At 54.2% G+C, this 23,479-nt stretch carries 13 protein-coding genes; all 13 read left to right on the top strand.

The genetic code is table 11. The annotated features are described in order from the left end of the window. The first annotated feature begins 143 nt into the window (after window positions 1–143). The 13 genes from VH413_07755 (at window position 144) to VH413_07695 (ending at window position 23,443) form a co-directional block, all read left to right on the top strand. Complete coding sequence (locus tag VH413_07755) at window positions 144–3,731, top strand: FecR domain-containing protein (GenBank protein ID HEX3798579.1); 3,588 nt, start codon at window positions 144–146, stop codon at window positions 3,729–3,731. Window positions 3,732–3,818: 87 nt separating this feature from the next. Then, window positions 3,819–5,870, top strand: coding sequence for a serine/threonine-protein kinase (locus VH413_07750; protein HEX3798578.1), 2,052 nt, complete (start codon window positions 3,819–3,821; stop codon window positions 5,868–5,870). 54 nt (window positions 5,871–5,924) lie between these two features. Beyond that, a complete protein-coding gene (locus tag VH413_07745; protein ID HEX3798577.1) occupies window positions 5,925–6,731 on the top strand; it encodes an OmpA family protein in 807 nt (268 codons plus the stop codon). Between the two features lie 241 nt (window positions 6,732–6,972). After that, window positions 6,973–10,140 (top strand): C10 family peptidase, encoded by a 3,168-nt coding sequence (locus VH413_07740; protein ID HEX3798576.1) that lies wholly within the window; start codon window positions 6,973–6,975, stop codon window positions 10,138–10,140. Between the two features lie 47 nt (window positions 10,141–10,187). Continuing rightward, complete coding sequence (locus VH413_07735) at window positions 10,188–10,505, top strand: hypothetical protein (GenBank protein ID HEX3798575.1); 318 nt, start codon at window positions 10,188–10,190, stop codon at window positions 10,503–10,505. 175 nt (window positions 10,506–10,680) lie between these two features. Beyond that, a complete protein-coding gene (locus VH413_07730; protein ID HEX3798574.1) occupies window positions 10,681–11,382 on the top strand; it encodes a PEP-CTERM sorting domain-containing protein in 702 nt (233 codons plus the stop codon). A 188-nt stretch (window positions 11,383–11,570) separates the two neighbouring features. Then, window positions 11,571–12,458 (top strand): AraC family transcriptional regulator, encoded by an 888-nt coding sequence (locus VH413_07725; protein ID HEX3798573.1) that lies wholly within the window; start codon window positions 11,571–11,573, stop codon window positions 12,456–12,458. A 127-nt stretch (window positions 12,459–12,585) separates the two neighbouring features. Beyond that, a complete protein-coding gene (locus VH413_07720) occupies window positions 12,586–14,406 on the top strand; it encodes a hypothetical protein (protein HEX3798572.1) in 1,821 nt (606 codons plus the stop codon). Window positions 14,407–14,464: 58 nt separating this feature from the next. Further along, window positions 14,465–15,253 carry a type II secretion system protein gene (locus VH413_07715; protein ID HEX3798571.1) on the top strand — a complete coding sequence of 263 codons (789 nt, stop codon included), beginning with the start codon at window positions 14,465–14,467 and terminating at the stop codon, window positions 15,251–15,253. Continuing rightward, a complete protein-coding gene (locus VH413_07710) occupies window positions 15,253–17,709 on the top strand; it encodes a carbohydrate-binding protein (protein HEX3798570.1) in 2,457 nt (818 codons plus the stop codon). The genes VH413_07715 and VH413_07710 overlap by 1 nt, the downstream gene beginning before the upstream one ends. 20 nt (window positions 17,710–17,729) lie before the next feature. Continuing rightward, complete coding sequence (locus tag VH413_07705; GenBank protein HEX3798569.1) at window positions 17,730–19,151, top strand: sugar porter family MFS transporter; 1,422 nt, start codon at window positions 17,730–17,732, stop codon at window positions 19,149–19,151. Between the two features lie 28 nt (window positions 19,152–19,179). Further along, entirely contained in the window at window positions 19,180–22,557 is a 3,378-nt protein-coding gene (locus VH413_07700) for a DUF5107 domain-containing protein (GenBank protein ID HEX3798568.1), read from the top strand. Between the two features lies 1 nt (window position 22,558). After that, the gene (locus VH413_07695) at window positions 22,559–23,443 is read left to right on the top strand and encodes a hypothetical protein (protein HEX3798567.1); all 885 of its coding nucleotides are present in this window, start codon (window positions 22,559–22,561) and stop codon (window positions 23,441–23,443) included. Window positions 23,444–23,479: the final 36 nt, after the last annotated feature.

Here is a 23,479-nt window from a genome sequence, read left to right as displayed (position 1 = left end):
TCGCCGGTTCTTGCAAAAAACTTTTGTTTTTATTTCGCAAGAAATCGATCCGCTCCACGTAGTGGATATAAGCCCTGAAAATAAACGGGAATGAACCCGAAGCGGAAATCCGCTTGACGGCAGGAAACAACCTAATTACCACCATGCAACCTGATCTCAAAGCCGACCATCGCAATATGACTACCGCGCGGAAATTCGCTGGCAGCGTTTGGCCGTGTCTCGCGCTTGCGACTTGCTTCTCAGGAGCAGCAGCAATTTCCGCGCGCGCAGCCGATACCGAAACCGGCGCGCAAGAAATTCGCATCATCGAATTGCAGGGGCAAGTAGAAGTCCTGCCGGTGGGCGCTTCGACGTGGACTTTGACGCAAACTAACCAGGTTTTGCATCCGTCCGACCGGTTGCGCAGCGGCAGCAACAGCCGTGTGACGCTACGCTGGTCGGACGAAAGCATCGTGCCTTTTGGCGCGCTCACGGAGATAGAAATATTGCCGGCGGACGCGTCGGGAAACTTGGCCGGGCTGCATGTGGTTCGCGGGATCGTTTCGTTTTTTCATCGCGACAAACCGGGACGCATCAAAGTCATCACGCACGGCGCGGTGGCGGGAATCGAAGGCACCGAATTCGTCATGGAAGTTTCGGAAACCAATGGCGCTGAACACACCGTCGTTTCCGTAGTGGATGGCAAAGTCAAGCTGAGCAACGCGGACGGCGAATTGACGCTGACGAACCTGCAACAGGGAATCGCGGACACCGGCCACGCTCCGGCGCGCACGGCGGGATTCATCGCCAATAATATATTGCAGTGGTGTTTTTATTATCCGGCGGTGTTGGACTTGAATGACTTGGAATTTGCCGCGGAAGACGAACGAGTCTTGCATGAATCTCTTTCGGCTTATCGAGCGGGAGATTTATTGGCGGCGCTGGCGAATTATCCGGCTGCGCAATCGCCCGCTTCCGACGCGGCAAAGATTTATCACGCGGCAGTTCTGCTGGCCGTCGGACAGGTGAGCGAAACCGAGGCGGTGCTGGCATCCATTCAAAAGCCCGACTCGGCCGCAAAAAGTTCGCACCTCGCCGAGGCATTGCGAACTTTGATCGCCGCGGTGAAACGACAATCATTATCAAATCGTCCCGCCCCTGAACTCGCGACGGAACTGCTCGCGGAGTCGTACTACGAACAGTCCCGCGCGAACGGGGAATCGTCCCTGACGAGCGCATTGAAACTCGCGAAACAAGCGGCGGCGCGTTCTCCGCAATTCGGCTACGCGTGGGAGCGCGTCGCCGAACTCGAATTTGGTTTTGGCCGCACGGCGCAATCGCTTGCGGCATTGAACCAAAGTCTTGCGCTTGCGCCGCGCAATGCTCAAGGGCTGGCGTTGAAAGGATTTGTCGAAGCGGCGCGAAATAACACTCGCGAGGCCGCGAGCTGGTTTGATCGCGCGCTGGCCGTTGATGCCGCGCTCGGAAATGCGTGGCTCGGGCGCGGTCTGTGCCGGATCAAACAAGGTGATTTGTCGCGCGGACGCACGGACTTGCTCACCGCCGCCGCGCTCGAACCGCAACGCGCGCTGTTGCGCAGTTATCTCGGCAAGGCTTATGCCGACAGCGGCGACGATGCGCGGGCAGCGCGGGAATTGCAATTATCCCTGAAGCTTGATCCCAGTGATCCCACCGGCTGGCTTTACCTCGCGCTGCTCAAACAGCAGGAAAATAAAATCAACGAAGCTGTCGGTGATCTTCAGCAATCCCAAGAACGCAACGATGACCGCAGTGTTTTTCGTTCCCACATGTTGCTTGACCAGGATCGCGCCGTCGGCAGTGCGAACCTCGCCACGATGTATCGCGATCTGGGGATGACGGACGTGAGTGTTCGCGAAGCCTCCAAAGCCGTCACCAGCGATTACGCGAACGACTCTGCGCATTTGTTTCTGTCCGATGCTTATAATGATCTGCGCGATCCCACTCAATTCAACTTGCGCTACGAAACAGTTTGGTTCAACGAACTGTTGCTGGCGAATATTCTCGCTCCGCTCGGCGGCGGGCGTTTGTCTCAAGGCGTTTCACAACAGGAATATTCTCGGCTCTTTGAAGCCGACGGCATCCACTTTGCCGACACGACGGAGTATCGCACAGACGGGATGTATCACCAGCTTGCCTCGCTTTACGGCACGGAAGGCAAGACCGCTTACTCGCTGGATTTGGATTACCATCACAACAGCGGCTTTCGCATAAATAATGCGCTGAACGACATTGAGTTCAACACCACGATCAAACAACAAGTGACCGACGCCGACACCGCATTGTTGCTCGTGCAATACCAGGATTATCATTCGGGCGATAATTTTCAGTATTACAATCAATCCAGCGCGCGGCCTTTTTTTAATTTCAACGAACAACAACAACCCATCGTAGTCGGCGCGTGGCATCGCGAATGGGCTCCGGGAATTCACACGCTATTACTTGGCGGGCGGCTCGTTGATCAACAGCAATTCAGTGATCGCGGCGCGAATCAACTGCTGCTGGCGCAAGATGGGACGGGCAATGTCACAAGCACCGATGTCGAACCATTCAATGTTGATTATCACAATCAATTTGAGATCTATACTGGCGAGTTGAATCAAATATTTGAATTCGAACGCGTCAATCTTTCACTCGGCGCGCGCTTTCAAGCGGGGACATTTGATAGTCAAAATACCTTTGGTGTTTCACCCGGGCTGGTGCCGTTTCTGTTTCCAACCACGGACGATACGACGAGCGATGATTCCCATTTTCGCCGAACGACTGGTTATGGTTATCTGACCGTGGAGCCGGTGGATCATCTTTGGCTGACCGGTGGCGCAACTTACGATGATATTTCGTATCCGTTGAATTTTCGCAATCCGCCTTTCACTGGGGGCGAAGATCATCGCTCGCAACTCGGTCCAAAAGCGGGGATTGTCTGGGAGCCGATTTCCGAAGTTGCCGTCCGGGGAATTTATGCGCGTTCGCTGGGCGGAGTCAGCCTGGACGAAAGTTATCGGCTTGAGCCGACGCAACTCGCGGGTTTTCCGCAAACCTTTCGCTCGCTTATTCCCGAATCGTTGTATGGCTCGATTGCCGCGCCCGAATTTGAAGTGTATGGCGGCGCTTTGGATTTAAAATTTTCCAGCCGTACTTATGCCGGTTTTGAACTGGAGGAACTTAACAGCAAAGTTCGCCGCGATGTGGGTGCTTATTCCTTGGAACAAGGTTTTGCGCCCTACGTTTCGGATTCGACCGCCGAATATCTCGACTACCGCGAGTTGGCTTTTTCGGCAAACATCAATCAGTTGTTGGGCGACCAATTTGTTGTTGGAGGGGGTTACAAATTGGATCGCGTGCGGCTCGGCGACACACTTCCGGAAATTCCCATCGCTGCGCTCGCAACCGCGAGCCAGGAATACGGCGCGACGCTGCACGAAACCACTGGCTACATTTTATTTAATCATCCATCCGGATTTTTCGCGCGAGTGGATGCCACCTGGTATCGCCAGCAAAATTCGGCGAACTCCGCGTTCATCGGCGCGGGGCCGGGCGATAGTTTTGTGCAGGAGAATATTTACGCGGGCTGGCGCTTTCTCGATCGGCGCATCGAGGCCCGGTTCGGCTTGCTCGACCTGAGCGGGGGCGGTTACCAACTTAGCCCGCTCAATACGTATCAGGAGCTTCCCCGTAAACGGACTTTTATGGCGCGGCTCAATTTTGTCTTCTAACTGCTGATTGAGGCTCAGCGAAAAAGCTCGCCGCGATTTTCCTGAAATTGTAGTCTTTGGCTGCCGTGTCCGACTTGGAAATTCCGTGTGACTTTTAAAACCCTCACTCAACATAAAATATTTCGACCGCTTTTGGTCGCGACGTTTTCCGTTGCGGCAGGTCTGATTCTTTGGTCGCAAAATCATGGCGGTTATCGGGACAACGGCGCATACGATGGCGGCCCGCTGGCCAGCGCCAGTTTTGATTACCTGTCCAAATTCGCTATTCGAACGAACAAGGAGCCCGTCGTACTGATTGTCATAGATAACGATTCCTATAACGATCCCGAATTGAGCCAAGCGCGCGGCCAGCCCTGGGCCAGGGAATTGCATGCGAAATTGCTCAATCAACTTGCCGACGACGGCTGTCCGCTGGTGGTGATGGACATTTTTTTTCGATACGCCGAAAATTCTCCGGCGGACATCGCGCTGGCGGCCGCGCTCCGGCGGCTTACCAATGTCGTGCTGCTCGCCAAGCAAAATCCTGCCGCACTACCAGGATCGGAAATCCACAAGACCGAATTGCCCGCAGATATTTTTCTCAATGCTGCCCGGACCAACTGGGGCATCGGCTGGCTGTCGCCTGATTTCGACAATACGGTGCGCCGACACTGGCCGTTTCCAAGTTCGGGAGAATATACGAGCCTCGCATGGAAAGCGGCGGTCGTTTCACACGCTCATTTGCCGCGCCAACCGGTCGAGCGCTGGCTGCGTTATTATGGTTCTGATGATCGGTCGTACGCGATCAGCTATCGTCTTGCGCTGCATAAAGCCCCCGGGTTTTTTAAAAACAAAATCGTGTTTATTGGCAACCAGCCGCTCAACTCACTGGCCTCATACACCGAGGAAGATAAATTCAAAACCCCGTTTGATGAAGCGGTGGGCGGCGCGGAAATACAAGTCGCTGAATATTTGAATCTCGTAAACAACGAAGCCCTCGTGCGCTCTGATTGGATTTTTGAGGCGCTGCTTTTCATCGTCACAGGTTGTGTGTTCGGCATTATTCTTAGCTTCTTCCGAAAGTTTGCCGCCGTTGGAGTTGCGGTGGGCTGTATGATTTTATTTGGTATCGCGGCAATTTCATTAAGTTGCGTTACGAATTATTGGTTTCCGTGGTTGATCGTCGTTGGGGCGCAAATTCCTGTCGCCTGCGTTCTCGCGATTGCGCTGCCGCTGGAAGAGCGTACTCAAGTGTTTGCGCCAGTGAAAGAGCGTCCGCCGCGCGACAAGACAATCGTCGTCAAACCGATTGATCCTGAATTGCCGGACGCGCCGGATTATGAACTGGTTGACCCGCCGTTTGGCGAAGGTGGCTTTGGCAAGGTCTGGCTCGCGCGCAACGCCATCGGCCAATGGCAGGCGTTGAAGGTCATTTATCAATCCAAATTCGGCAATGATCCGCGGCCGTTCGACGCCGAATTCCGAGGCATCCAAAAATATAAACCAGTTTCGGAACAACATCCCGCGCTGCTGCGCGTGGAACTGGTCAGCAAGAAAAAACCTGACGGGTATTTTTATTACGTGATGGAGCTTGGAGATTCGCGTGATCCGAACTGGGAAACGCAACCATCGCTTTACAAGCCGAAAGACCTGGAGTTCGTGCGCAAGCAGGCGGAGAATCGCCGCCTGCCGATTCACGAATGTGTGCGCATCACCATTGTGCTGGCCGAAGCGCTGGATTTTTTGCATCGCGCCGGTTTGACTCATCGCGACATCAAACCGCCTAATGTCATCTTCGTGAAAGGCCGGCCGAAACTTGCGGATGTTGGTTTGGTCGCGGCGGTGCGACCGCTGGATCAGGTGCAAACCATCGTCGGCACGCTTGGTTATATGCCGCCGCCGCCGGAGCGGACGGGCACGGTGCAAGCGGATATTTACGCGCTGGGAATGTTGCTTTACGTCATCAGCACCGGCAGCGATCCGCAATATTTTCCCGATCTCGCCACGACGCTGATTGAACGCAGCGGACATGCGGACTTCATCCGGGTCAATGCGATCATTTTGAAGGCGTGCCAGCCGGATTGTGCGCTGCGTTACCAGACGACGGAGGAAATGTTGTCGGCCTTGCACGAGACGGCAAAGGCGCTCGGCATTTCCTGAAATAATTCTTCCCGTTGACGCTCACCGGCTCTGTGATTAAATCGCACCAGGCAGATGAGCACCGAACATCAACCATTTACTGAATACGCGACCAAAGGCAAACGCGCCGCGAACCCAGCCAAATTGCCGTGGACGCTTGTGGGCATCCTTGGGGCGCTGTTGATCGCCGCGCTTTTATTGTGGGCGACGGCAGTCGGGCATTTGCGCGAGATGGCGGCGTTGCCCGCGAGCCTTGACGATGTCAAAGCCAAGCTCGCTTCGACGCTTGCGGAAAACGAACAGGACAAAAGCCAGATCGAATCGTTGCAGGGGCAGGTTGCTGATCTCGAAAAGGAAAAAGAGAAGGCGGGCCAGATGGCCAAGGGGCTTGAAGACGAGATGCGTTCCGACCTGGAATCGAAGGATGTCACTATTTCAAAACTTCAAGGGAAGTTGACAGTGAATATTCTCGACCGGGTGATGTTTAATTCTGGCGAAGCGATTCTCAAACCGGATGGCGAATCGGTTCTTCGTAAAATCGCGACGATCCTCGCGGGTCATCCTGAACTGAAGATTCAAGTCATCGGCCACACGGACAACGTGCCGATACGCAATCGTTTCGCGAGCAACTGGGAACTTTCGACTGCCCGCGCGCTGGCCGCCGTGCATTTTCTCACGGAGAAAGCCGGGGTGGACGCGCATCGGGTCGGTGCGGTTGGTTATGGAGAATTTCGTCCGATCGCGGACAATTCAACTGCGGAAGGCCGCGCGCGCAACCGCCGCATTGCCATCACGATTTTGCCCGATGAACTGGCTGCTGCCGATGCCGTTCCGCCCGTAAATATTTCGACACCAGAAACCAATGCGTCTCCGGTTAAATAAGTTTTCTATACTACTGCGCTTGTTTTATAAGCCGAGACCGCGTTGCGCCGCCCTGCCATCCGGCAGGTTTTAGACTGCGTCCGAACAGTCTCAAAAAAACTTCAAAGTTTTCCTTAAGTTCCTCTCAGAAGCTGCCGTTAGTCGCCATAGGCATGCAAGCCGTTTGGCTTGTTCAGGTAATCAGGACTTAAAAATACAGGCGTAGCTTAGGCAGCAGCGTCAGTTGTCCAATTTGATCGGAATGAACTTTAGAAGGAAATGGACCGGATGGGTATTGACCGGCCTTGTCGTGTTACTTACGCGGCAAATGGCGGCTGCTCCCGTTGATAAATCTACAGTCGAATCCGTTGCGCGGGGGTGGCTTGCGGACGACCATTCGCATCTCGCGGCCAGGCTTCACGTTCAGATCAAATCCGTCGAAAACTTCACCAATTTCTTCGTCATTCATCTCGCGCCCGAGGGGTATATAGTCACGCCCGCGGATGATGAATTGGAGCCAGTCATCGCGTTTGCCGACAAAGGCGATTTCAAACCGGATTCGGAAAATCCCCTGTGGCTGATGTTGAATCGTGATGTCCCTGCGCGCAGTGAGCATCTGCAAAAAGTAAAAAGCCGCCATGCCAACAACTCCGGCGCTAATTCTCTTACGGCTTCTACAACGCCGGTTTCGACAAATGATGACGCGGTGATCGTGGTGTCCCAAAAGGCGAAAGCGAAATGGGAAAAATATAAAAAACATTCGTCGCGCACGACGGCGTCAGGAAATTCTTCGGCGATGCAAACGATTGGCGGCTTGAGCCTGGCGAATGCCCCGACGGATCCAGATCCGACCAACGACATCGTTACCACAAATGCGATCGCCTCAGCCATTCCCGTCCAAAGCATGAACATTGTAAATGGTCATGTGCAGTTGACTTATAATTCTTCCGGATCGGTGACGATTTATGCGTCGTATGATTTTGGCCAAACCTGGCAAGCGGTAGATTCGGGAATCGTTTGGCCGACGTGGACATCCAAACAATCCGTCCTCGAATCGAGCTGCCTGTATCGCGTTGTGCCGGATGGTATCTACGACGCGATGACGGTAAATCTAATGCGCAATCCGCCGCCGCTGGCCGAACTGCCCGACGTGATGACCAATGATTTTGCACCCGATCCGAGTGGTCCTGTGCTCACGGGAAGCGTAGGTTCGGTCTCCGACGTGCGCGTCTCGCCATTTGTGCAAAGTCTCTGGGATCAGGGCGCGGAAGCCGGGCAGAATTGTTTCAATTATTATACGCCGAATAATGTCGTGGACGGCTGCGTGGCGACGGCGATGTCTCAGTTGATGCGTTACTGGCAATTTCCTACGGCGCGCGTGGGCTCGGTGACGCGCACGATTTATGTCAACGGCGTTTCCCGTTCCGCCACGACTCGCGGCGGCGATGGCGCAGGTGGCGCTTATAATTGGAGTTTGATGACGTTGAATCCCGCTTTCAGCAGTTATAACGCGGCGCAATGGCAAATGATTGGCGCGCTTTCGTATGACGCGGGTGTGAGCGTCAACATGCAATATGCTTCCGGCGGTTCGGGAACTTACATGACGTTGTGCGCTCCGGCGTTGACTTCCGTTTTCCAATACTCGAATGCCAAATATGTTTTGAACCCGGGAAATCTGCTCATCCCGACGGATGCGAATCTCGCCGCCGGTTGCCCGGTAATGTTCGGCATCAGCGCCAGCGGCAGCGACGGGCATTGCGTCGTGTGCGACGGATTTGGCTATGACAGCAGCACGCTTTATCATCATATCAACTTCGGCTGGAGTGGCGCTTATAATGCGTGGTACGCGCTGCCATTTTTGGAAACGCCTTACGGCTTCAACATCATTGATACGATTGTTTATAATGTTTATCCCACGGGCACGGGTGAATTGTTGACGGGACGGATAACGACTTCGGTGAGTGCACCGGTGGTCGGCGCGACGGTAACGGCAACCGGTGGCGGACAAAGTTATTCCACGACCAGCGACTCGAAAGGTTACTACGCCGTCAAGGTGCCGAGTGCGCAGACTTATTCGGTGACGGCGGTCATGGCCGGCATGGGCAGCGCGACGCGGACGGGAGTTGTGATCGGAACTTCAAGCACGAGCGCGAGCGGCGATGTCATTGGCGCGGATATCACATTGAATAATAGTTTCTCCTTCGCCGCGGTGGGATTGACCAACAGTGTATGGCTGCGCTGGACCGCGCCGACGAATTGCGGCATGCCGACGAACACGGTTTATATTCGCGCGCGCACGGATCGTTATCCCACGAATTCGAGCGACGGCACTTTGGTTTATAGCGGCACAGAGCAGGTTTATGAAAACACCGGCGTGGATACTTCCGGCAACGTGACGAATTATTATACGATTTGGGGCAACAATGGTTCGGCATACGCGAGTCTTGGCACCAGCGCGAATGCGTGCAGCGTGGCGGATCCCGGAACGGTGCGTCTGCTTTGGACGCGCAACACCGGTCAGGTGCAGACGTGGAATTTAAAGTTGGACGGAACGCATAAGTCGAGCGGTTATGTTTCCACAGGCACATTGGACATGAGCTATTGGACGCCTTGCGGTTTTGCGGATATTGATCGCGATGGCGTTTCCGACATTCTCTGGACCGGCGCGGGCGGTGAAGTAGTTTATTGGATGTTGAACGCGGACGGTTCGCTCAAGACGGCGGCGCGGGTGTATCCAGGCAATGCGACATCAAGCGGCTATTGGAAAGCGGTGGGATTTGCGGACATTGATCGTGACGGCACGGCGGATATTTTGTGGACTGGCGCCGGTGGTGAAGTGGTCTATTGGTTGCTCAATCCCGACGGCACGCGCAAGAGCGCAGGGCGGGTTGCGCCGGGTAACGCAACCTCGAATAATTATTGGAAAGTCGCGGGCTTTGCGGACATTGATGGTGATGGCACGGCGGATATTTTGTGGACTGGCGCCGGCGGTGAAGTGGTTTACTGGTTGCTAAATCCCGACGGCACGCAACGAGTCGCGGGACGGGTTGCGCCGGGAAATGCGACGGCGAATAATTATTGGCGCGTCATCGGTTTCAGTGACATCAACAACGATGGCACGGCGGATATTCTTTGGACGGGCAACGGTGGCGAAGCGGTTTATTGGATTTTGAACGCCAATGGGACTCAGCGTTCCGCCGGGCGTGTTTTGCCGGGAAATGCGACTCGCAGCGGTTACTGGAGTTGCGCGGGTTTTCTGGACATCAATCACGACGGCACGGCCGATGCCATCTGGCGCGGGCAGGGTGGCGAGACGCGTTACTGGATGCTCAATGCGGAAGGCACGATGAGTTCCACCGCGGTCGTTGACCCAACGGCGGTATCGCCAGGCACATGGACATTGCGCGCGGCGGGCCGTTGCGGGCGGTAAGGCAGTCTTCACTTAAACTTCGCAGAGCTTTTGCCGATACCCTAGGGATGTCGCGACGCTGGATCGTCATCTTAATTTTGCTGTGCGGCTGCAATCACGAGATTGCCCGCATGCGCGAGCCGGAAAGCCCGGACGGGCCTTATCGCGAGCAAATCGCGGTGGCCAGGCGCGTGCTTGAGCAAAATGAGAATTGGGCGGACCGCGCCGAATGGGAAGTCAAGAAAGACGGAGATGGCTGGAAAGTGATCGCCTGGCGTGTGGAACATCCCGAAGGCAAAGGCGCGTCGCGTTACCTGCCGTGGGGCTATTCAGTCATCGAAATTGACCGTCGTTCGGTTGCGGTTGGCTATCAGCGCAAAGGCTGACGGATTGGCTACCGGTCAATTATCCATGCAGTCCGTCTAGTTGTCCATTCCCCGCGGGCTTCGTTTTGCGTAATCATGCAAGGATGATTTCCCGGCCTGTAATCAATGCCCTGACGCATGCTGTGTTTATTCGTGCCGGGAGTTCTCTCAGATTCATCAACTCCCTCAACTTACCATGAAAAAAATATCTCCTCTCACGCTCGCAGCGTGTTTGTGCCTTGGAACGGGCGCCAGCGGAATTGCCCAAACGACTAACAACAGCATTCTCTATACGCCGAATGTCAATCTCGATACCGGCACGCAAAATTCGTTCGTCGGCACGGTCGGCGGAATATTCCTCACGACCTACAGTTTTTATCCGCAGGTCAATTATCTTGGCTACTATGACCAGGGTGGCGATGGTCTGGCGAACAGCCACGTCGTATCGCTTTGGGATAACAGCACCCAAACCATCATCGCGCAAGTGACCGTGCCCGCGGGAACAGCCGCTCCGCTCATTGATGGTTATCGGTGGGTTCCGCTGGCCTCTACGGTGCAGTTGAACTACGGCAGTTATTATGTCATCGGCGCGCAAGTGGATGGCGTGGATACGTGGGGCGATTTTATTTCCAATCCGTCGCCGGACGATGGCGATTCGGGGCAAATTGATTGGAGTTCACAGTATGTGCAACTGGGTTCCGGCTGGGAATTCAGCCGTGCCGGACGCTACGACTCCGCGGGAAATTATCCCGCTGAACCGCCGAACCAATCGGGCAGCGACGCTATTTATCCAGTAGCGAATTTGGGTTTCAACCTGGACGTACCCGAGCCGGCGACTTTTGGGATTCTCGGTTTGGGAATTGGCGCGATAGCTTTCATGCGCCGGGTTAAACGCTGATAGTGCAATTATTTTTTGCGAGCCGCCGTTTGTAAAAATGGCGGCTCTTTTTATGTTTGGAGATTATTTTCATGACTTGCTTCTCTATCGCAAAATGGCACGACCCTTTTGGGTGTGTTGCTGGATAGCTGTGAATGTGTTATCAATAGGGAATTCACATCAGCGCGATTGGCAAACATGGCCGGCACATGAAACGTAGAGAAAAGCAGGAGGGTTTTCCGGGAGAACGTCTCGTGGTGGTGCCGCGTCCGGTCGTGGCGATGGCCATGCAGCAACCGCTTCTCAAACATTTGCTGCCGACTGATGCCGGATTTTATCCGAAAGCGCAGGGACACAAATGCACGCGCGAGCGCGGTTGCCCGGAAACGATTTTTATTTATTGCGCGCGCGGGAGTGGTTGGTGCGAAATGGCCGGACGCAAGCACGAGATCGCCAAGGACCAGTTGCTGGTCATCCCCGCGGCGACGCCTCACGCGTACGGCGCATCGCGCGAAACACCGTGGACGATCCACTGGTTTCACGCCATTGGCCAAAACGTGCCGTTCTATCTGGAGAAGCTCGAAGTCAAACCTGAGAAGCCAGTCGTGCGATTGGGCGGTGACGTGCAATTATTTTCTCTTTTTGAAGACGTGCTCGAAGGGCTGGAACACGGCTCGACGTTGACGCATCTGACCTACGCGGCTCATTCGCTCGCGCATTTGATGGGATTGATACTGCGGCACAAGGATGAATTCTGGCACGGCGAAACGGACGTGCGCGAGCGCACCGCGAAGAGCATCGAGTTCATGAAAGAGCATCTGCGCGAGCCGCTGCGCATTTCCACGCTCGCGGCGGTGGTGAATTTATCGCGCTCGCATTATACCACGATTTTCCGCCGCGCGACGGGTTATGGACCGCTGATGTATCTGAACCACCTGCGCATGCAGCGAGCGGTGCAACTGCTCAACAGCACAAATTTGTCCATCAAAGCCATCAGCGACCAGCTTGGGTTTTCCGAGCAATTTTATTTCTCGCGCGCCTTCCGAAAGCTGCATGGACATTCGCCTTCCGAGCATCGGCGGCGATACAACGTCTAGGCCCAATTTCTTTTTCGTTTTACCGGTCAATTATCCATGTAGTCAGTCTAGGAGTCCATTCCCGTTTGGCGTTGCTTATGTCACGTTCTCTCCAACAGCACGACAACCAGCAACCACACCATCAAATATGACCATCACTCAGTTCCCGGCAAATTCCACGCGCCGCACGGGCTCAAAGTTAGCCGCAGTTCTTTTGCCGCTTTCACTCGCGCTCTCCGCTTCCGCCTATCCGGTGTTTCAGGACGCCTTTAATTCCGATCCGCAGTTTGAGGCCACCTCCAGCACCGAACAACAGTCCATCACCGCGACCAACGCGGATGATCTTTTTACCGTGTCAGCATGGGCGGACCAGGCTGCGACCGTGCCGGCGGGAATCTACCAATATTTTCTTTTTATCGGTGTGGATTCAGGAGTGGGCAACGGCGCGTTGATTGACGGCAACGAATCCATGACGACGCAGTTGTTCGGTTCGGTCGGCGCTTCGATGATCGAATTTAACTATACCGGCGGCAGCGGCGGGGTAACAAATAATCTGGCGCGCGTACATATTTCCGGTTTCAAAAGCGATCCCGTCGCCAGCGCGGTGGTTTATAGTTCTCCGAAAATCAGCAATATTTCTTACACGAACGGCGTCGTTAGCTTCGATTGCGCCTCGGATAATAATGGCAATGATTACAGCCAACTGTTGTTTGCCAATCCGGCGTCGTCTTCCGGTTCCACTTTGACGATCAGTGGCGAGCCATCACCCAATGGTGACGCGACGGGCTGGTTTGTCGGCTATCATCAATTGAATATTCAGGAAGCGGTCGCCGGCCCGCAGTTGAGTCCGACACAGATTCCGCAAAATTCCACCAGCGCCGTTACCACTGACGATGGCGCACTGACGGTGAAAGGTTTTTCCGATTTGAACGCGACGGCTCCGGCGAACCTCGGACGCTATTATGATCAATGTTTTGGTATCGCCACGGGCAATGTGATCAACGGAAATGCGAGCATTACACTCAGCTTCACCAGCGGTAATGGATTGTCTCGATTGGACAGCCTCTATTCGGGAGGTCATCTGGCCATATCTGGATTTTTGAGCGACCCCGGTTTTGTTGATGCTGGCGGCGGCGCAACTTCATCAGGATATACCAACGGAGTGCTGACTATCGCCGTGGCTGATGGCGGATTTCATCCTTACTTTTTCACGAATCGCGCGGCATCGGCGGGACAGACGTTGCGTATGACGGATACCGACAGCCAATTTGGCGTCGCACTGGTTGGATACGCGAATATTCATTCACTGATTGCGCCTGATCTCGCCGGAATTACTTCACCCACTTACACCACGCCCGATGGTTTGTTGAGCCTCGCCGGTTTCTCTGATAATCCCGGAACCCAACCGGCCAATCTATTTGAGACTTATAATTGGTTCGGCATCTCGGGCGGCAACAATACGCAGTCCGTGGATGGAACCGAAACTTTGAATGTTCAACTGGCTTCCACCGCCGCGCTGTCGGGGTTCGGCACAAAATACACCAGCGGCCAGATCAACATCGCGGGCTTCACGAGTGATCCGGGATTCAGCGATCCGTCGGGCGTTGCGACGGGCGCAAACTACGCGAATGGCATTTTAAACTTTACGCTTAACGCGCCGCAATCGCCGGAAATTGTGATGAGCTTTACTAACTTGTCGGCGTCGGCCGGGCAGACGTTGACGTTTTACACGGACGGCAGCAGTGGTTCGCAACTGACGCTTTCACGTCTGAATTATGCCTCGATTGGGTCAGCTCCGCTGAATGTATCCATCGCGCAATCTGGCACGAACGTAATCGTTACGTGGCCGAGCGGCACGCTGCAACAGTCGGCAAATGCGTTGACCGGTTTCAGCGATGTGACCGGAGCGACGAGCCCTTACACGAATGCTATCAGCGGGACTAAATTTTTCCGGGTGAAAGGACAGTGATTAGAAGTCAGCGGGTTAATCCCGGTGCAAAGATTTTACCATTGGAACGCCGAACATTATGAGAGCCATAAAGAAAATTGAAATGGAGGCGAATCCATTGAATGAGCAACTGCGCCGTTTGCGCCAGGCATTTACGCTGATCGAGTTACTGGTAGTGATCGCGATCATTGCGATTCTCGCGGGACTGTTGCTGCCGGCATTGTCGCGGGCTAAGAAATTGGCGCAACGAACGGACTGCGTTAACAACGAGAAGCAGCAGGGGATCGCCTTCGCACTCTATTCAGACGATAACGCGGACTATTATCCGGTGTGGTCAAATTGGGTTGCTTACGCGGGCCAGACTTCGACGCTTACTCCATCGCAACCGGGCTATGAAGCGGTCCAGCCGAATGGTGGAGACGTGCCGCAAACCGTTCGTCCGCTAAATAAATACCTGGCCAATAGTTTGAATGTATTGCACTGCCCTGCGGATCATGGCGATGCCCAATACAGTGATGTCAAATCCTGCTGGGATGCTTATGGGGTCAGTTACTACACGGCGTTTTGGTTCGACAGTTACGGTGTCGTCCACGTGGGTGGCTCGGCGGATTATCCCTGGCCTTTGCCCGGAAACCTTGGGCCAATCAAGGGAGCAACTATCGCTTTGGCATCATCAACCAAATTAATCCTAGGCGATTTTCCCTGGTACGGACGCAATGTCGGCAACGCCGCGAGCGCGTGGCACAACGATCAGGGGCGTCCTATTTTTCCAACCCTGTTCGGCGACGGTCATGTTTCCAACTTTCTGTTTCCTGCGAGTAATATTGTTGAAACGATGACCTACAGCCCAACCAATGCGTACTGGTGATGAAATTTGTTGTTTGGGTTTTATCAGTCTGGCTGGGGATGTCACTGGCGAGCAAGGCAAGTTTATTGCTGTCGCCGGTGCAAATCGGCAGTGTCGTTAAGATGACTAATGGCAATGTGCGATTGGATTATGACTTGAGCACGGGCCGCGCGAATTTTTACTGGCAGAATTCGCTAAAGATTTCGGGTTTCTATGCGGGTGTGGGACTGGATACTTATATCACAGACACTATTTATAGCAACCGCACCTGGACAGTTACGAATAACCAAGTCGAAGTTACTTCGACGGGAACTGGATTGCCGGCGATGAAACAGATTTTCATTCTCGATCAAAGCAACAGTTTCTTGACGCGCCTGGAAGTTTCGGGCAGCGCCTTGCAATCGCGCTGGATGGGACCGGTCGTAATGGATACGGCTGGCGGCGTGGACATCGGCAGCTATGGCGATGACCGCGCGCTTACGATGCCCTTCGATAACGATTCGTTCAGCTTTAGTTACAATGCGATGGCCATTGCGAATACGAGCATGAGTTATGAGGCGGCCGCGTTTTATGACAACACCACGCGCAATGGTTTGGTGGTGGGTTCTGTGACTCACGATACCTGGAAGACGGGTGTTTATTTTCAAGGCGACGGCAACAAGCTTGATGTTTTGAACGTATTCGGTGGCATCACTTCGAGCGATACGCGTGACGTGTCTGAGCATGGTTTGGTGCGCGGCAACACGATTGTTTCGCCAACGGTGTTCGTCGGCTTCGGCACTGATTGGCGAACCGTGATGGAAGCGTACGGCGATGCGAATGCGGCGGTCGCGCCCAAGCTTGCCTGGACTGGCGGGGTGCCTTTTGGGTGGAGCAGTTGGTATGCTTATACCAGCAGCGTGAGCTATTCAAATGCCAGCGCCTCAGCAAATTTCATTAAAGCAAATTTGCAAACGAATCATTTCAACGATCACGGCGTTGTGTATATCAATCTCGATGCCTTTTGGTCCAACTTGAGTGACCAGCAGTTACAACAGTTTTCCGACAACTGTCATTTGAATGGCCAGAAGGCCGGAATTTATTGGACGCCATTTGTGTATTGGGGCACGGCGGCGCAAGGTTCAAATTCATTTATCACGGGAAGCGGGGCTTATCGCTGGAGCGACGCTTACTTGCGCACTGAGGACGGGACGATTGAGACCCACGACAATGGAATAGCGCTTGATCCAACGCATCCGGGTTTCAAACAACTGGTGAATTATTATCTCAGTTATTTTAAAGCCAAAGGATTCGATTATTTGAAGCTGGATTTTCTTACGCACGGAGCAATGGAAGGGGTGCATTATGATACGAACATCACGACTGGGATTCAGGCCTATAATGCCGGGATGCGATACGTGATGGAGCAAAATAGCAACCGTATGTTTTTGAGTGAATCCATTGCGCCGATTTTTCCGCATCAATATGCGAACGCGCGCCGAATTTATTGTGATACTTCCACGTCTATCAGCGACACGAAAAACACCATGCAAGCTGTGACTTACGGTTGGTGGCTCAGCGGGCGGTGTTATCAATATAACGATCCGGACAATATGAAATTTTCCGGAGCAAGCGCGAATGAAAATCAGAGCCGCCTGATTAACTGTGCCATCTCGGGAACGATATTTATCAATGGTGACGACTTAACTTCGGCTGCGGGGCAGAATCTCGCGGAGATGTGCCTGACCCATTCGGCCATAAATGCAGTCGCGCGCGCCGGCGTGAGTTTTCGTCCGGTCGAAGGCAACACAGGGACTAATGCAGCGAATGTTTTTGTGCGGCAGGATGGGAATACGTGGTACGTCGCGGTGTTCAATTATGGCGCGACTGGCACAAATGAAATTTTGAATCTCGCGCGGCTGGGGATTTCAGGGAGTTACACGGCGGAAGATTTGTGGAGCGGAATTTCTACACCGGTTAGCGGAACGACCTGGACGGTGAACCTCGGCGCGAAGCAGGCGAAATTATTTCGATTGGGATCGGGCGGCACGACGGCGAGCGGGCCGACAAATCAAGCGGCGCGTTTGGGTGCTACAATTAGCTTTGACACGGTTGCCGCGGGAACGCCGCCCTTTAATTATGCCTGGAGAAAAAATGGCGCGCTGCTGCAAAATCAAACGGATAATTCTTACACGGTAAATTCAGTTGAGCTTGCCGATGCGGGCACGTATCAAGTGCAAGTGACCGGCGCGGATGGGAGCGTGACCAACAGCGCATTGCTCACGTTGTTGAATCCGACGAATATTTTTGCGTGGATCAGCGCCGGCAAAATTAATTTAAGCTGGCCAAGCGGATACACGGGGTGGAAGTTGCAGATGCGAACCTCGGGGCCGGGCACGAACTGGTCCGATGTGGCGGGTTCCAGCGCCACGAATAATTGGGAGCTGCCGATGGCTTCGGCTGGTTCGGCGGTTTATTTCCGCTTGATATATCAATAAGAATCGCAGTCCATTCATTCATGATTACCCTCACCCAAAGCAGCACGACCCAAGCCCGCGCCGAGTTCAATCTCCGTTATGTGTGGCTTATTTCCATCGTGGCGGCGATGGGCGGGTTGCTGTTCGGCTGGGATTGGGTAGTCATCGGCGGGGCTAAACCATTTTTTCAGCGGTACTTTCAACTCACGACCGATTTCCAAATTGGGTGGGCGAACAGTTGCGCATTGATTGGCTGTTTGATGGGAGCGATGACGGCGGGCGTGATGAGCGATCGTTTTGGGCGCAAGCGGTTATTGATTGCCGCGGCGTTATTGTTCGCGGTGACTTCCATCGGCAATGCGCTGGCTAATAATTTTGAGATCTTTATCGCGTGGCGAATTCTTGGCGGGTTGGCGATCGGGTTGGCGTCGAATCTTTCGCCGATGTACATCGCGGAAATCGCGCCTGCACAAATCCGCGGCAAACTCGTCGCAATTAATCAACTCACGGTGGTCATGGGCATTTTGCTCGCGCAATATATTAATTGGTTTCTGGTGCGCAACTTGCCGGCGGGTGCGACGGACGAATTTATCCGCACGTCATGGTTTGGCCAGCAGGGATGGCGCTGGATGTTCGGGCTTACCGCCGCGCCTTCGCTATTTTTCTTTTTTGGCATGCTCGTGGTGCCGGAAAGTCCGCGCTGGCTCGCAAAAAAAGGCCGGTCTCGCGAAGCCACGGCCATTCTGACGAAAATCGGGGGAGCGAATTACGCGAACCTCGCCGTCTCAGACATTCAATCAACGCTGGCGAAAGAGGAATCGGAGCAAGTGCGTTTTGCGGAATTGCTGCATCCGAAAATGCGGAAGGTGCTCGTGTTGGGAGTTGTCATTGCGGTGTTTCAGCAATGGTGCGGCATCAATGTGATTTTTAATTATGCCGAGGATATTTTTCACGCGGCGGGTTATGACATTTCGACGGTGCTGAAAAATATTGCTTGGACCGGTTCGGTGAATCTGGTGTTCACGCTTGCGGCGTTGGGAATCGTGGACCGGGGCGGGCGGCGGCCGCTGATGTTATTTGGTTCGGCCGCGCTGGCGGTCATTTATACAGTGATGGGTTTTTGTTATCACAGCGAAGTCAAGGGATTGCCGATGCTTCTGCTGGTGCTGGCGGCGATTGGTTGTTATGCCATTTCGCTCGCGCCAGTCGCGTGGGTGTTGATCGCGGAAATTTTTCCTAATCGCATCCGCGGCGCGGCGATGGCGGTGGCGGTTTCAGCCTTGTGGATAGCGTGCTTTTTGCTGACCTATACGTTTCCAATATTAAACAGCAAACTGGGATCGGCGGGCACGTTCTGGCTTTACGCGGCGATTTGTGTTTTAGGATTTATTTTTATGGTGGTGAAATTGCCGGAGACGAAGGGGAAGACGCTGGAAGAAATCGAACGCGAACTGGTGGATTAAGATGCCTGGTAAAAAGAAAATTTTGAGAATGAGCAAAGGACAAGTTTCTGTCCGTGTGGAAAACGTCGTCATTCCGACGTACATGCCCGCGCCACCGGACAAGAACCCGATGTTTTTGGAGAAGCGCGTTTATCAAGGCAGCAGCGGGAAAGTTTATCCTTTGCCGTTCACGGACCGGATCGCCGAGAAACCGATTGATCGCGAGTGGAAGGCGATTTGGATCGAGAATGAATTTATTCGCGCGATGGTGTTGCCCGAGATCGGCGGGCGGATTCATGTTTTGCAGGACAAGACGAATGGCCACGACATCATATATAATCAGGCGGTGATCAAGCCCGCGCTGGTCGGGTTGGCGGGGCCGTGGATCAGTGGCGGCATTGAATTTAATTGGCCGCAGCATCATCGGCCCGCGACTTTCCTGCCGGTGGATTTCGAGATTGAGGAGCAGGCCGACGGATCGAAAACGATTTGGTGCAGCGACCATGATCCGATGGCGCGCATGAAGGGGATGCACGGGGTGTGCGTGCATCCGGGGCGCGCTTATCTGGAGTTGAAGGTGCGCGCCTATAATCGCACCCAGTTTGTGCAGACCTTTTTGTGGTGGGCGAATGTGGCGACGCGGGTGCATGAAGCTTATCAAAGTTTTTTTCCGCCGGATGTTTATTACGTTGCTGATCATGCACGCCGCTCGATGAGTGAATATCCATTTTGCCGGGACCGCTATTATGGGGTGAATTATGGCGAGCGCGGCCGCAGCGGGGTGCCGATGGCGGAGCGTCCGACAAAATTTGTTCCGCCGAATTGCGGCGGCGCGGGGCCGGTTGATTATGCGCCGAATGATATTTCGTTTTATGCAAATATTCCGGTGCCGACTTCCTATATGTGCATGGGAAGCCGGGAGGATTTTTTTGGCGGATACGATTATGCGGCGAAATCGGGCATTGTCCATTTCGCGAACCATCATATTTCGCCCGGAAAAAAACAATGGACGTGGGGCAATCATGAGTTCGGTTACGCGTGGGATCGCAACCTGACGGATGCCGATGGGCGGGGAGAATTCGCGCCGTACATCGAGATCATGGCGGGGGTTTACACGGATAACCAGCCGGATTTCAGTTTCCTCCAGCCGGGCGAAACAAAAACGTGGAGTCAATATTGGTATCCGATCCAAAAAATAGGCCCGGCGTGCCACGCGAATTTGGATGCGGCGGTAAGCTTGCGGGTGGTTAAACGTGAATTGCAAATTGGAGTGGGCGTCACTGGAAATTATCCGGCAACGTCGGTCGTGATTACGGCGGGGGAGAAAAGCATCGCACGTTTTAAGCGCGATCTTAAGCCGGCGAATCCGTTGATTGAGAAAATCAAGCTGCCGAGTCGCATCAAGGAAAGTGATTTGCGAGTGACTGTGACCGACGCTTCCGGACGCGAGTTGATTGCTTATCAACCGAAAGCGGATGCGAAGGGTGATGTTCCTCCTCCGGCGACGGAACCGCCCGCGGCGGCGGAAATCGCGAGCGGGGACGAGCTTTACATCACGGGTTTGCATCTTGAGCAATATCGCCATGCGACGCGATGTCCGACTATTTATTGGCTCGAGGCGCTGCGGCGCGATCCGTTGGATTCGCGTTGCAACAATGCGATGGGGTTATGGCATCTGCGACGCGGGGAATTTGAAACGGCGGAAAAATATTTTCGTGGGGCCATAGAGCGACTGACGCGCCGGAATCCCAATCCGTATGACGGCGAGGCGTATTATAATCTAGGGTTATGTTTGAGATTTCTCGGGCGTGATACCGAAGCGTACGACGCTTTTTATAAGGCGACGTGGAACCAGGCGTGGGTATCGGCGGGTTATCATGCGGTGGCAGAACTTGATTGCAAACGCGGCGATTGGTTGAAGGCGATTGAGCATGTCGAGCGTTCGCTGAAATATAATGTCGAGAATACGCGGGCGCGAAATTTGAAGGCGCTGGCGTTGCGAAAATTTGGCTGTGATAAGGAAGCGAAAGAATTGATCGCGGAGACTTTAAGGCTGGATCCGCTCGACTGGTGGGCACGGCATTTGAAGGGCGAAGGTTGCACGGCGGATTTGCAGACGGTTTTGGATGTTGCGCACGACTACGCGCGGGCGGGATTTTTTGGCGAGGCGATTTTGTTGCTGCAAACAGCACAGCGCGCGGCGGGGGATTTGCCGGATCAAAGCTGGGGCGCGGAACCACTGGTGCATTATACGCTTGGCTGGCTGTATGGAAAAATGGGCGATAAAAAAGCGGAGCGCAAAAGTTTTCAGCGCGCGTCTGAGGCATCGCCGGACTATTGTTTTCCCGCGCGGCTGGAAGAATTAATTATTTTGCAGGAGGCGTTGCGGGTTCATCCGCGAGATGCGCGCGCCGAGTATTACCTGGGAAATTGGTTTTATGATCGTCGCCGGCACGAAGAGGGAATTCAGTCGTGGGAACGCGCGGCGAAGTTGGCCCCGAAATTTTCCGTTGGGTGGCGGAATTTGGGAATCGGATATTTCAACATTCGCGGCGATGGCCAAAAAGCGCGGGCGGCTTATGATCAGGCGTTCCGGGAAAATCCTGGAGACGCGAGATTGCTTTACGAGCGCGATCAGCTTTGGAAGCGTCTCGGCGAAAAACCGGCGCGGCGATTGGCGGAACTTGAGAAGCAACCCGATCTGGTCCAAATGCGGGATGATTTGAGCGTTGAACTATGCACATTATTGAATCACGCAGGACGCCATCGGGAGGCGATGCAGATTTTATCGGGGCGGAATTTCCAGCCCTGGGAGGGTGGAGAAGGCGGACCGCTCGGCCAGCATGTGCGTTCGCATTTGTCGCTGGGGCGCACGGCTTTGAAACAAGGTGATAACAAAACCGCCGCGAAACATTTTCAACGCGCGTTGTCATCGCCGCTCAATCTGGGCGAAGCGAAGCATTTGTTGGCGAACCAAAGTGATATTCTATATTGGCTGGGTGTGGCGTGCGACGCGCTCGGTGAAAAATTAAAGGCGAAACAATATTGGCACGCTGCGGCGACTTTCGCGGGAGACTTTCAGCAGATGAGCGTGCGGGCTTTCAGTGAGATGACTTACTACTCGGCACTCGCACGGGCGCGGCTGGGACGGGGCGCACAGACGAAAAAGTTATTGAACGAATTGCTGGATTACGCGCGCGAGTTAGCAAGGTCGAAAGCGAAGATTGATTATTTTGCAACGTCGTTGCCGGCGATGTTGTTGTTTGAAGACGATATTCAATACCGGCAGGAGACGACGGCGAAGTTTCTTGAGGCGCAGGCGCAGTTAGGTTTGGGGAATGCGGCGGCGGCGCGGGCGCTTTTACTGGAAGTGCTCAAGCGCGATCCGAATCACGCGCTGGCGTCCGATCTTTTGAACGAGATGTAACATGGATATAGTAGATAATATTTCGGTGCGGCGCGAACAGGGGGTTGCCGTGCATGTGCTGGGAAATCAGCGGCTGGAAATCGCGGTGGCGCCCGAACTGGGCGCGAAAATAATTTCGCTGAAAGACCTGGAGACGGGGCGGGAATGGATGTGGCATCCGCCGGGCGCAATGAAACTTTTTCGTAATTCTTTGGGTGACGATTTTGCGGCGAGCACGCTAGTGGGAGCCGATGAATGTTTGCCGACGATTGCGCCGTGCCACTGGCGTGGGCGCGATTTGCCGGATCACGGTGAAGTTTGGAATGCGGAATGGCGCGTGGATCAAGCGGCGTGGGAAAGCGGGATTTTGCGGACGTCGGTTAAGCTGCCGGTGTCGCCATTCGAATTCGAGCGGAGCATCGAATTGCGAGATAATGAAGTTCGCTTCAGTTACCGATTGAAAAATTGTGGCAGCGTGGAAGAACCATTTTTATGGGCGATACATCCGTTGTTAAAGTTGCGTGCGGGCGACCGGATGGTTTTGCCGGATTCGACACGGCGATTATTTAATGGCGAAGTGTGGACTACGGCCGAGGAATCGGCGGTTCCAATTGGAGGACACGCGAAGATTTTTGCGCGGCCGTTGAGCGAAGGCGTGGCGGCGGTCGTGAGCGCGGACGGCGCGGATAGATTGGAGTTTGAGTGGGACGCGGCGGAAAATAATACGCTGGGAGTGTGGCTGACGCGGGGCGGCTGGCATGGGCATCATCATTTTGCGCTGGAGCCGACGAATGGGGATGACGATGCGTTGTGCGTGGCGGCGGCACGGCAGCATTGCGGGGTGGTCGCGGCACAAGGGACGGCTTCGTGGCAATTATGTTTTCGCGTTGGCGGAAATGGGACCTGAGCTGGTGTTTTCGTTTGAGTCATTTGTCTGCCTTTC

It is taken from the genome of Verrucomicrobiia bacterium (assembly GCA_036268055.1).
Lineage (GTDB): Bacteria > Verrucomicrobiota > Verrucomicrobiia > Limisphaerales > Pedosphaeraceae > DATAUW01.
This window is presented reverse-complemented; position numbering and strand designations above follow the sequence as displayed.